12 protein-coding genes and 1 pseudogene are annotated in these 10,806 nt (G+C 68.1%); 8 read left to right on the top strand and 5 right to left on the bottom strand.

All coding sequences use genetic code 11. The features are described from left to right. From ACH13J_RS17445 to ACH13J_RS17435, 3 genes are all read right to left on the bottom strand, one after another. The coding region (locus tag ACH13J_RS17445; protein WP_397544628.1) for a methyl-accepting chemotaxis protein at positions 1-1,883 on the bottom strand (1,883 nt) is incomplete at its 3' end. Positions 1,884-1,981: 98 nt separating this feature from the next. Further along, positions 1,982-2,509, bottom strand: a complete 528-nt coding sequence (locus ACH13J_RS17440) for a chemotaxis protein CheD (protein WP_397544627.1) — start codon at positions 2,507-2,509, stop codon at positions 1,982-1,984. Further along, entirely contained in the window at positions 2,502-3,515 is a 1,014-nt protein-coding gene (locus tag ACH13J_RS17435; RefSeq protein WP_397544626.1) for a chemotaxis protein CheB, read from the bottom strand. The genes ACH13J_RS17440 and ACH13J_RS17435 overlap by 8 nt, the downstream gene beginning before the upstream one ends. A gap of 233 nt (positions 3,516-3,748) precedes the next feature. On the opposite strand from ACH13J_RS17435, the gene ACH13J_RS17430 reads away from it, so the two are divergent. The 8 genes from ACH13J_RS17430 to ACH13J_RS17395 all read left to right on the top strand — a co-directional run bounded on the left by ACH13J_RS17430 (position 3,749) and on the right by ACH13J_RS17395 (position 9,112). After that, on the top strand, positions 3,749-4,126 hold the full coding sequence (locus ACH13J_RS17430; protein ID WP_397544625.1) for a hypothetical protein: 378 nt from the start codon (positions 3,749-3,751) through the stop codon (positions 4,124-4,126). Between the two features lie 88 nt (positions 4,127-4,214). Next, positions 4,215-4,499: an STAS domain-containing protein gene (locus ACH13J_RS17425; protein ID WP_397544624.1), complete on the top strand. Its 285-nt coding sequence runs from the start codon at positions 4,215-4,217 to the stop codon at positions 4,497-4,499. Continuing rightward, complete coding sequence (locus ACH13J_RS17420) at positions 4,496-4,876, top strand: response regulator (protein WP_397544623.1); 381 nt, start codon at positions 4,496-4,498, stop codon at positions 4,874-4,876. The genes ACH13J_RS17425 and ACH13J_RS17420 overlap by 4 nt, the downstream gene beginning before the upstream one ends. Beyond that, positions 4,873-7,041 (top strand): chemotaxis protein CheW, encoded by a 2,169-nt coding sequence (locus ACH13J_RS17415; RefSeq protein WP_397544622.1) that lies wholly within the window; start codon positions 4,873-4,875, stop codon positions 7,039-7,041. The genes ACH13J_RS17420 and ACH13J_RS17415 overlap by 4 nt, the downstream gene beginning before the upstream one ends. Before the next feature lie 2 nt (positions 7,042-7,043). Next, positions 7,044-7,511, top strand: coding sequence for a chemotaxis protein CheW (locus tag ACH13J_RS17410; RefSeq protein WP_397544621.1), 468 nt, complete (start codon positions 7,044-7,046; stop codon positions 7,509-7,511). 1 nt (position 7,512) lies between these two features. After that, a complete protein-coding gene (locus tag ACH13J_RS17405) occupies positions 7,513-8,409 on the top strand; it encodes a CheR family methyltransferase (RefSeq protein WP_397544620.1) in 897 nt (298 codons plus the stop codon). After that, complete coding sequence (locus ACH13J_RS17400) at positions 8,406-8,792, top strand: response regulator (RefSeq protein ID WP_397544619.1); 387 nt, start codon at positions 8,406-8,408, stop codon at positions 8,790-8,792. Before ACH13J_RS17405 ends, ACH13J_RS17400 begins: the two co-directional genes overlap by 4 nt. A 17-nt stretch (positions 8,793-8,809) precedes the next feature. Further along, entirely contained in the window at positions 8,810-9,112 is a 303-nt protein-coding gene (locus ACH13J_RS17395; RefSeq protein WP_397544618.1) for a hypothetical protein, read from the top strand. Positions 9,113-9,131: 19 nt separating this feature from the next. On the opposite strand, the gene kynU is transcribed toward ACH13J_RS17395, so the two are convergent. Together kynU and ACH13J_RS17385 are read right to left on the bottom strand one after the other, a co-directional pair. Beyond that, positions 9,132-10,319 carry a kynureninase gene (gene kynU / locus ACH13J_RS17390; RefSeq protein WP_397544617.1) on the bottom strand — a complete coding sequence of 396 codons (1,188 nt, stop codon included), beginning with the start codon at positions 10,317-10,319 and terminating at the stop codon, positions 9,132-9,134. Beyond that, positions 10,316-10,806 (bottom strand): annotated as a pseudogene (locus ACH13J_RS17385) (alpha/beta hydrolase); the annotation flags it as partial. The pseudogene ACH13J_RS17385 and the gene kynU, both read right to left, overlap by 4 nt.

The following is a 10,806-nucleotide window of genomic DNA, read 5'->3' as shown; positions in this document are numbered from 1 at the left end:
GCCGGCTTGCGGATCTGTTCGCCCGTCACGGCCGCGATGCCCGGGCGCGTGGTTTCGCGCATGGGCACGACCGCGCCGCCCTGCGCTGTCTGGAAACGCGCCACGCCCTCGGCGAGTTCGCCCGCCTTTCCGGCCAACCCGGTCGCCGCGGCGCTGACTTCCTCGGCCATCGCGGCGTTCTGCTGCGTCACGGTGTCGAGCTGCGTGACACCGGTATTGATTTCCTCGACGCCCACGGCCTGTTCGCGCGCGGCGGCGGCGATTTCGGACACGGCGGATTGCAGGTTGCGGGTGTTCTCCAGTATCTTTTCCAGCCTGTCGCCGGTGTTGCCGACCAGCGTGCTGCCGGCTGCCACCTGCTCGGCGCTTTCGGTGATGAGCGAGTTTATGTCCTTGGCCGACTCCGCGGCGCGCTGCGCCAGCGAGCGCACCTCGGACGCGACCACGGCGAAGCCCTTGCCGGCCTCGCCGGCGCGGGCCGCCTCGACGCCGGCGTTGAGCGCCAGCAGGTTGGTCTGGAACGCGATGTCGTCGATCACCTCGATGATGCGGCGCACGTTCCCGCTGCTCTCCTCGATGCGACGCATCGCCTCGATGGCCTCGCGGACAACCTCCGTGCCGCTCTCGGCCTCGTCCTGCGTGCTGCGGCCGGCCGTCTCCGCCTCGGTCGCCTTGGCACTGGTGTTCCTGACGCTTTCGGTGAGCTGGTTGATCGCCGCGGCCGACTCTTCCAGCGTTGCGGCCTGCGTTTCGGTGCGCCCGGCGAGATCATCCGAGGCCTGCTGGATCTCCCCGGCGCCGCCCTGGAGGTTTCCGACCGTTTCGTTGATCGCCCCGAGGGTGCGGGCCATTTCCGCAACGGCGAGGTTGTAGCTCTGCCGGAGCCCGTCATAGGCCTCCGGAAAGGGCGCGTCGGCGGGGCTTTCGATACTGGTCGTGAGGTCGCCGCGCGCCAGGCGTTCCAGTCCCGCCCCGATCTCCGAAACCACCCGCGCCTGTTCGGCCGCTTCCGCCTCGGCGCGGCGGCGCGACTCCTCCTCGGCGCGGGCCGCCTGCTCACGCTGTCGCTCCGCCTCCGCGAGATCGGACGCGAAGCCCTCGAGGCTGCGGGCGATCTCGCCGGCGGCGTCGGGCAGCGACGCGTGCGGAACCTCGGCCGCGTAGTCGCCCTTGGCGATCTCCTGCATGGCGGCGTTGATCTCGTTGACCGGCCGCAGCAGGCGCGGAGTCATGAAGGCGACGATCCCGATCGCGGCCCCGACCAGCAACGCCGTGGCCACGAGGCATATGACGATCAGGCTGCGCAGCGGGGCGATGACCCGCGATTTCGGCACGGCGGCCTCCAGCGCGGCGACCACCGCACCGAACTCGTCATGGACCGGCATCCAGTGCATCATGTACGTTGTCCCGCCCGCGCGGTGCTCGGCGGAGACGTGGCGCCCCAGCCGGAGGGCCTCGGCGATCTCGCCGCGCAGGGGTGTGTTCACCAGCCGCTGGCCGGCGGCATCGGTCAGCGACGTCGTGATACGGCGGAAGGCGCCACCGTTGCCGGCCAGCTTGAGTACCGAGACATCGACGAAGGTCTGCTGGCTGACAACGTCGGGGATGGTGTGCCAGCCGAAACTGTCCGGCGGGTCGGACCAGATCGCATCGGTCACGGTACCCGCTTGGTCGGTGACCCGCTCGAAATCCTCGACGTTGAGACTGGTCGCGAGCGTGTAGGAGAGAACGCTGATCCCCGTTTCCTGCTGGTCTTTCATTATGTCGCGCAGGCTGTTCCATTCCTTGTAGGCAAGCACGGCCGCCAGTACGCACATGGATACGGCGACGGTGACGGAAACCGTCAGCACGATCTTGGCGTTCAGTGTGATGCGTCGGATCATTACCCCGGCTCCTTCCGATCAGTTTCTCGCGCAGGCTATCCTTGGCGCAATTAAGAAACCGTGTGCGCGGACCGGGAGCTCGTGAAAATCCAACGCATCTAGAAGAGTTCGACGCCCCGGCCGGCACGCGGCCCCGCGACCGGCCGCGTCATGTCCGGCCGCTCGGTCACCTGTGCGGGATCGATGCGAAAGACGCGTGCCGTGCCCGCGGCGGGATCGAACCGGACACGGCGGCCCACGGCCCCTCCGGTATCGTCCGCGACAAGTGCAATCCCCTCGTATGCCATGAATTCGCGGGCGAAGGCGGCATTGGCGCCCCCGATCCGCCCCAGCCCTGCAACGACGTTGCCACCGCCGTAGATCCGCGCCTGCAGCCGGCCCCGGTCCGCCCCGGCGCGCAGCAACGCGTTGATGAGCTGTTCCATGGCATGGCTGCCGTACTTGACATTGCCCAGATCGGACGGGTCGGCGCCGGGCAACAGGAAATGGTTCATGCCGCCGATGCGGCGTACGGGATCGTGCAGACAGGCCGCGATGCACGATCCCAGGACGGTGCACAGCAGCTCGCCGGGTCGGTCGGATACGCGGAAATGGCCCTGCGTTACGTGTGTGACCCGCTCAGTCATGGGGGGCCCTTTCCCCGGACTCCGCGGCAGCGAGCAGCGCGGGCCCGATGGAGCCAAGCGGGAGCTGCCTGACGACGGCGCCGTTTTCCTGCGCGGCACGCGGCATTCCGTAGACCGTCGCGCTTGACGCGTCCTGCGCGAAGGTCATCCCCCCTGCGCGTCGTATCTCGGCCAGGCCGGCCGCCCCGTCGCGGCCCATGCCCGTCAAGAGCACGCCGACGGCGCCGGTCCCCAGCACCGCGGCCGACCGGAACAGCGCGTCCACCGACGGGCGGTGCCCCGATTCCGGCGGGCCCGGAACGAGACGGCAGTGCCGGCCGCGCGGCATGACGGTCATGTGTGCCGTGTCGCCGGGGGCAAGCAGCACCCGTCCGGGGGCTATCGCGTCCGTGGAACGGGCGGGGCGGACGACCGCCGCACAGTGACGGTCGAGCCTCTGGGCGAGCCCGGGCAGGAAACGCGGGCCGATATGCTGGACGATGAGCGTTGGCGGCCCCAATTCCGGGTAGTGCCGGAGGATCTCGATCAAGGCATCGACACCGCCTGTCGAGGCGCCCATCACGATCACCTTCCATCCTGTTGGCGCAGCTCGTCTCGGCGCGGCATGCGTGCTCTGGGCATCCACGGGGACGCTCCCGCGCGCGTGGTGCCGTGCCAGGTAAGGGCCCAACCCGCCCGCAGCGGTGATCTCGGCGTCGGTGACGACGGGATATCCCGCGGGCGGTGTCGCGCTGACCCCGGCCTGCATCACGATGCACGTGATCTCCAGTGTAGAGAGCATCGCCGCGAACATCGCGAAATTGGGCCGCCGGGTCTCTTCCTCGGCCATGACGACGAGATCGGGCTGTTCGTGCTCGGTCAGGTGGTAGGCCTGCATCAGGTCGCGGACTTGCCCGACCGAATGCACGCCCGGCGTCTGCACAACGGAGTCGTGATGGCGCCGTGCGCGCACCGGGCGCGAATCGAGCAATAGAACGGAGATCGTCGGAGACACGGGGCGTGGCACGGGCGGAGGCCTTTTCGAATCGGCGTGCGCCTTGCCGTGTGGCGGGGCGCTTCGAGACACGGGTCTAGGGCCCGGGGATTAACGTCAGGCAAACATGACCGGAAAACCGCCGGGGGAATTCGGCGCGGTGGGCCTGTCGCGTTAACCGGATGTTCTCTTCTTGGTTCTACCGTTGCGCAACGACCGGTGGAATGACCGGCAGGTTCCGGGATCCAGCAAGGGCAGAGCGACGCATGACCGCTATCCACACGGCTGACCACGACGGTACCCAGATGGCCGGGGCGGAGACCCGTGGCGGCCCGCGGCGCCTGACCGCGCCGCCACTGCGTCCCCGCGAACGGGGCTGGCACATGCTGTACCGGTGTCCCTCGCGGATCGAGGCGGTGATCGGGCAGGTCCGGCAGCGTGACGCAAAGGTGCTCCGCGGTGCCCCGTATGCGGGGGCGCTCGTGCGGCCGGCCTTTGCGCCGGACGAGATCGTCGAGATGCCGGAATGGCTCTCCGGGGACGATCTGACCGGTTTCATCCATCCCGCGGAGTTCGCCGGCCTGCGCGGCACCGGCGAAAGCGGCGGACAGATTGATGCGGCAGGTCGCTGCATTCCGCCGTGATTCAAGAGGGGAAACCTCGGCGGACCCGTTCGCCGGCGCAGAGCACAGGACAGCCATGCTTCAGTTCCGATCGACAAGGGCTATGACAATGACCAACAGGATCTCGCTCCCGGCGCGTTTCGACGGCGCCTCGGTGACGGTTTTCACCGAGGCCTTGGCAGAGCGTCGCGCGCAGCCCCTCATCATAGACGCGGCTGCCGTCGAGGCCACCGGAACCCTCGGCATTCAGGCGCTCGTCGCCGGGCGGCGCCAGTGGCTGGCGGATGGTGTCACCTTCGAAGTGGTGCCGATCAGCAACGCGTTGCAAGATGCCTGCCGCCGCCTTGGTATCGATCCCGCGGAATTCGGTGGTCGCTCGGAGGTGTCGCAATGAGCTTGCACGTACTGGCCATAGACGACTCGCGCACCATGCGGAACCTGCTCAAGGCCACCCTCGGCGCGGCCGGTTTCGAGGTTGAGCTGGCCGAGGATGGCGAGGACGGCTTGCAACGCCTCGACCGGTCCGACCCCGACGTTGTGATTACTGACATCAACATGCCGCGGCTCGATGGCTTCGGTTTTATCGAGGCGGCGCGCGCCCGCCAACGCGACCGGCCCTTGCCCATCCTCGTTCTCACGACCGAGAGCGCCGGTGAGCTGCGGTCCCGCGCCCGCTCTGCCGGTGCGAGTGGCTGGATCGTCAAGCCGTTCGACGAGGACAAGCTTCTATGGGCGATCGAGCGTGTCACGGGCCGGGAGGGAACGCGATGACCGTGGCAGGAAGCGATGAAATGCGGGCCAGTTTCTTTGCCGAGTGCGAGGATCTGCTCGAATCCGTGCAGGATGGTTTCGACCGCCTCGAGTCTGACCCGTCGGACTCCGAATGCATGAATGCCGTCTTCCGCGCGGTGCACTCCATCAAGGGCGGGGCGGGAGCGTTCGGTTTCGACGCGCTGGTGGATTTCGCGCACCATTTCGAGACCGCGCTCGACGGGGTCCGGTCCGGCCAGTGCGATCCTGACCCCGAGCTGATCGAGCTCTTCCGCCAGTGCAGCGATGCGTTGAGCGATCTCGTCGCCGACGCACGTGATGGTGATACCAGTCACGGCGGAGACAGGGAGACGCTTCTCGCGCGGCTTGGCGCGTCCGTCGGCGCGCCGCCGTCCACGTCGGCACCGCCGCCGGATTTCCAGCCGCTCGCGCTCGAGCTCGGTGGCGCCGGGGCGGACGGCTCCTCTTGTGGAGAAAGCGTGCATGTCATCCGCTTCTCGGCTGACCCCGGCCTGTTCGCATCGGGAAACGAACCGGCCATTCTGTTCCAAGCACTGGAAAAGCTCGGCGCCCTCGAGGTGACAGCCGATCTTTCATCGGTGCCGCCGCTTTCGGATCTGGATGCGGAAAGCTGCGCGATCCGCTGGACCCTGACGCTGGCCACCTCCGCGACTGAGGAGGAAATCCGCGACGTGTTCGAGTTCGTCGAGGACGAGTGCGCACTTGATATCGCACGAAAGGAGCCCGACGGGCCACCTCCGTCTCGGCCCGGCGCGGACGACAGCGCGTCTGCCATCGGCGAGGAGCAGCCTGTGCCCGATCTGGCGGATCTTCTCGGCGCCCCCGAGGTGGCGGCGCGCGAGGATCATGAAGACGCAATGGGCGGGGCGCGGGCAAACGCCGCGGACTCGCAGGTAAGCGAAAGGGACCAGCCAGGCGCAAAACCCGCGCGTAACCGGCCCGGTGGCACCATCCGGGTCGATCTCGAGCGGATAGACAGGTTGATCAACCTTGTCGGCGAACTGGTGATCAAGGAGGCGATGCTCTCGCAGTCGGTAACGACCGCTGCAGACGCGTCCGACGGTGACGTTGGCGTGATGCTCGACGGTCTGAGGCAACTCGCCGGCGAGATCCAGGAGGGTGTGATGGCGATCCGGGCGCAGCCGGTCAAACCGGTTTTCCAGCGCATGGCGCGCACGGTGCGCGAGGCCGGCGCCGCCACGGGCAAGCGCGTGCGCCTCGTGACGGACGGCGACTATACCGAGGTCGACAAGACGGTACTCGAACGCCTGATCGATCCGTTGACCCACATGATCCGCAACGCCGTCGACCACGGGCTTGAACCCGCCGATGCGCGTGCTGCCGCGGGCAAGCCGCCGGAGGGGACAGTCATGCTGACCGCCGCTCACCGGTCCGGACGAGTCCTGATCGATGTGGCCGATGATGGCAGCGGCATAGATCGTGACAGGGTCCGCGCGCTGGCAGTCGGGCGCGGGATCATCGGCCATGACGATGCGCTTGCCCCGGCAGAAATCGACAACCTGCTGTTCGCGCCCGGGTTTTCCTCAAAGGAGGCGGTCTCGGAGTTGTCCGGGCGCGGCGTCGGGCTCGACGTGGTGCGCAGCGAGATCCAGGCGCTCGGGGGGCGCGTTTCCATACAATCCGATCCGGGAGAGGGCACGACCTTCTCGATAAGCCTGCCTCTCACCCTCGCGGTTCTGGAGGGCATGCTGGTCGATGTGGCCGGCCAGACCATGGTCGTGCCGATCTCGGCGGTCCGCGAAACGCTGCAGCCGGAAGCCGCTGCCATAGAAACACTGGGTGCCGGGGGGCGCGTGCTGCAGACCCGCGACGGGCTGGTGCCTCTCGTCGATCTGGGTGCGCTTTTCGGCTTCCGCGCGCCCGGCGCCGCCGCCGAACGGCACGTTCTGCTGGTGATCGAACCGGAAAACGGCCAGCGCTACGCCCTGACCGTGGACGGAATCCGTGACCAGCGGCAGGTCGTCATCAAGAGCCTCGAAACCAACTATCAGCAGGTACCCGGTGTCGCCGCGGCGACCATCCTTGGCGACGGGCGCATCGCGCTCATCATGGACCCGGACACGATCCTGCGCGGCCCGGGCATGACCGGCGTCGACGAGCCATCCATCCAACTGGCGGTGTAATTATGCAAGACGCGCTTTTCGATACCACCACCACGACGCGGGAAGTCGTTGCCTTCCGGGTGTCCGATCAGGATTTCTGCTTTGACCTGACGTCCGTACGCGAGATCCGCGGCTGGACGGAGACGACCGCGCTCCCCCACGCCCAGCCTTACGTCAAGGGCGTGATCAACCTCCGGGGCTCGGTGGTGCCGGTCGTCGACCTTTCCGAGAGGCTTGGCCTGGGCAGGACCGAACCCGGCCAGCGCCACGTCATCATCATCGCCGTGCTGGAACAGCAGACCGTCGGGCTGCTGGCCGATGTTGTTTCGGACATACTGACGGTCGCCGAAGGCGACATTCAGCCGGTCCCGGACATGATCGACGATGCCGTGCGCCAATTCATCTCGGGTGTCCTGATCATCGAGGAGCGGATGATCCGCAAGATGGATCTGGCCGCGGTCCTGCCCGAGTCCGACAGATCGGCGGCCTGAGATGTCGCGTCACGGTCTGGCCGACGCCGCCCCTGGCGGCCTGCCCGCCCTCGATGACCGCTCGTTCCGGCGGCTGGCCGAGATTGTGCGGCAGGAATTCGGCATTTCCCTCGGCGAGAACAAGCGCAGCCTGATCGTCTCGCGCCTGTCAAAGCGCCTGCGCGAGCTTCAGCTTCCCGATTTCGCGGCCTATTGCCGCCATCTGGACGGCGGCGAGGGCGCGGCCGAACGGCGCCGGATGTGCGCGCTGCTGACCACCAACGTCACCCGGTTCTTCAGGGAGGCCCACCATTTCGAAGCCCTTGCCGGTGATGTTTTCCCTCCGCTGATTGAGCGCGCGCGCGCGGGCGGACGTGTGCGGCTGTGGTCGGCAGGCTGCTCTTCGGGCGAGGAACCCTACAGCCTCGCGCTCACTCTGCTCAAGGCCTGCCCCGAGGCCCCGCAACTCGACATTCGCATCCTGGCGACAGACATTGATCCCGGCGTCCTGCGCCACGCGCGCGATGGTGTGTACGACCTGAACGGGGCGCAGATTCCGCCGGCGCTGCGCGAGGCGTATTTCGCGGCGGATCCTGGGGGCGATGGCCTCTGCCGTGTCGGCCCGGACCTGCGCCGGCTGGTTACGCTGGCGGAGCTGAACCTGATGGGCGAATGGCCAATGACCGGCCGTTTCGACGTCATCTTCTGCCGCAACGTGGCAATATACTTCGATGTTGCCACACAGGCCCGGCTCTGGATGCGGTTCTCCGAGGCGCTTGCGCCCCGGGGGCATCTTTTTGTCGGGCATTCCGAACGCGTGGCTGGCCCCGCTGCCGGCCGGTTCGTCCCCGTGGGTGTCACGCAGTACCGGCGCGAAGGGGACCGCGTCGAACCCGATCCAGAGGGAGAAAGGAAATGAGCCTCAAGGACAGGCTGAGTGTAATGGTCGTCGATGACATGTCGGTCAGCCGCGGACTGATCGTGCAGGCGCTGGAGGAGATTGGCATCAAGCAAATCGACTACTGCACCGACGGGGAGGCCGCGTTCAAGCGACTGGCCACGACGCCCGTTCACCTCGTCATATCCGACTACAACATGCCCGGGGCCAATGGCCTGCAGCTCCTTGCCGGTCTGCGCCAGTACAAGACCACCCAGAAGATCGGGTTCATACTGATCACCGGCACCGCATCACCCGAGATCATCGAGAAAGGCAACCAGCTCGGCATGAACAACTACCTCAAGAAACCGTTTTCCAGCGCGGACCTCAAGGCCTGCATCGAACGCGTGGCGGGGCCCCTTTGACGGCGGCCGGTGACGATATGGCGGGAACCCTTGTGCTCGACACCATCCTCGCCAATATCGCGGACGAGCTTCGGGCGATGGCCGTCGCGGCGCGGTCCATAGACGAGGCCGCCGGCGACATGGTGGCGCGGGGCCCGGCCGATGCCGCCCCTGCCGCGGTGTTGCAGGAGGTCGACCGGGTCCGGCAATCGCTCGACTGCCTGCATATCCTGATGGAAAACCTTGCGCGGGCGGGCTGTGGGCGGGGGGCCGTGGCGGTGGCCGATGCCGCCGATGGCGTCTATCTGGAGGCGATCCGCAAGCGGTGTCTGCAGCCGTGACCGGGGCCGATCCGCCGCATCACGTCACCGCCTGTGCCCGGCGGAATTCCGGCCGGTCCCAGCCGCGGGTGCTCATGATCTCGGCGAGGATGTCCACGGCCGCGTCGACATCGCACGCGTCGAGGTAGAGCGGCGCGAAGCCGAAGCGCATGACATCGGGCGCGCGGAAATCACCGATCACGCCGCGCGCGATCAGGGCCTGAATCGCGGCGTAGCCGTGCTCGAACGCGAAGGACACCTGGCTGCCGCGGTGCGCCGGGTCGCGGGGACTGACGAGGCTGAGCCCGGGGCAGCTCGCTTCGACACCGGCGATGAACCGCTCGCAAAGCGCGACCGACGCGGCGCGTATCTCGCCCATCTCGACCGTGTCCCAGATGTCCAGCGCGGCTTCCAGCGCGGCCATCTGCAGCACGGGCGGGGTGCCGATCCGCATCCGCGCGGCCCCCGGCGCGGGCCTGTAGCCGGGCTCGAAGGCGAAGGGCGCGTCGTGACCCAGCCAGCCGGCGAGCGCGGGCTGCACCGTCTCGGCGATGTCGGGCCGGACGTGAATGAAGGCGGGGGCGCCGGGGCCGCCGTTGAGGTACTTGTAGGTGCAGCCAACGGCGAACTCCGCCCCACTGGCGGCGATGTCCACCTCCAGCGCGCCGGCGCTGTGCGCGAGATCCCAGATCATGACCGCCCCCGCATCATGCGCCGCGCGGGTGATCGCGGCCATGTCGTGCCGCCGCCCGGTACGGTAATCGACCTCGGTCAGCATCACCGCCGCCACACCGTCATCGATGGCGCCGGCCACGTCCTCCGGCGCGACGATACGCAACGCATGCCCCTGCGCCTTGAGGTCGGCGAGCCCCTGCGCCATGTAGAGGTCGGTGGGGAAATTGCCGCTGTCAGACAGGATAACCTGCCGTCCCGGCCGCAGCGCCAGCGCGGCGGCGACCGCCTGGAAGACCTTGACCGACAACGTGTCGCCCACCGTGACCGAACCCGCCGGTGCCCCGATGAGCCGCGCGATCCGGTCGCCCACGCGCGCGGGCTGGTCCATCCAGCCGCAACTGTTCCACGCGCGGATAAGCTCCTGCCCCCATTCGCGGCGGACCGTCTCGTCCAGCCGGGCACGCGCCGCCCGCGGCAGCGGTCCGAGCGAATTTCCGTCGAGGTAGATCACGCCCTCGGGCAGTTCGAACAGGTCCTTGCGGGGCAGGGTCACAGCAGCACCTCGCGCGTCAGCGGGTCATCGGGGCGCGCCAGCCCCTCGATCACGCTGAAATGATGGTGACCGGGCGCGTAGACGGCCGACACCTGCACGCCCGCGCGTGCCCACGCCTCCTCGATCAGGCGGGCCTGGCGCAGGAACTCGGGCCGCTCCTGCGCGCCGACCCAGGCGGTGAAGGGCACGCCCTGCAAGGGCGTGCAACGGGCCGGGCTCTCGGCCGCGGCCTCCTCGGCCGTGAGGTTCAGGATGTCGTTCATCGCCGTCGCCACCAGCGGCAAGAGCTCGTGCACGCCCGAGACCGATACGACGCGCGCCAGCCGCCCGGCCACCGTGTCGGGCAGGACGTCCCGGCACATCATGCGCGCCACGAGGTGCCCGCCGGCCGAATGCCCCACCAGCCGCATTGCGAAGCTCAGTGGCCTTGCCGAGGGCGGCCCAACTGGTGTTGGCGGCCATTTGTTCTGCTGCAGATACCATTCGC

It is taken from the genome of Roseovarius salis (assembly GCF_044472985.1).
Lineage (GTDB): Bacteria > Pseudomonadota > Alphaproteobacteria > Rhodobacterales > Rhodobacteraceae > Roseovarius > Roseovarius salis.
This window is presented reverse-complemented; position numbering and strand designations above follow the sequence as displayed.

Bases quoted from the DNA above. Each gene is read 5' to 3' on its own strand.
- ACH13J_RS17440 (WP_397544627.1), bottom strand. From the start codon at position 2,509: ATGACTGAGCGGGTCACACACGTAACGCAGGGCCATTTCCGCGTATCC.
- ACH13J_RS17430 (WP_397544625.1), top strand. From the start codon at position 3,749: ATGACCGCTATCCACACGGCTGACCACGACGGTACCCAGATGGCCGGG.
- ACH13J_RS17425 (WP_397544624.1), top strand. From the start codon at position 4,215: ATGACCAACAGGATCTCGCTCCCGGCGCGTTTCGACGGCGCCTCGGTG.
- ACH13J_RS17420 (WP_397544623.1), top strand. From the start codon at position 4,496: ATGAGCTTGCACGTACTGGCCATAGACGACTCGCGCACCATGCGGAAC.
- ACH13J_RS17415 (WP_397544622.1), top strand. From the start codon at position 4,873: ATGACCGTGGCAGGAAGCGATGAAATGCGGGCCAGTTTCTTTGCCGAG.
- ACH13J_RS17410 (WP_397544621.1), top strand. From the start codon at position 7,044: ATGCAAGACGCGCTTTTCGATACCACCACCACGACGCGGGAAGTCGTT.
- ACH13J_RS17405 (WP_397544620.1), top strand. From the start codon at position 7,513: ATGTCGCGTCACGGTCTGGCCGACGCCGCCCCTGGCGGCCTGCCCGCC.
- ACH13J_RS17400 (WP_397544619.1), top strand. From the start codon at position 8,406: ATGAGCCTCAAGGACAGGCTGAGTGTAATGGTCGTCGATGACATGTCG.
- ACH13J_RS17395 (WP_397544618.1), top strand. From the start codon at position 8,810: ATGGCGGGAACCCTTGTGCTCGACACCATCCTCGCCAATATCGCGGAC.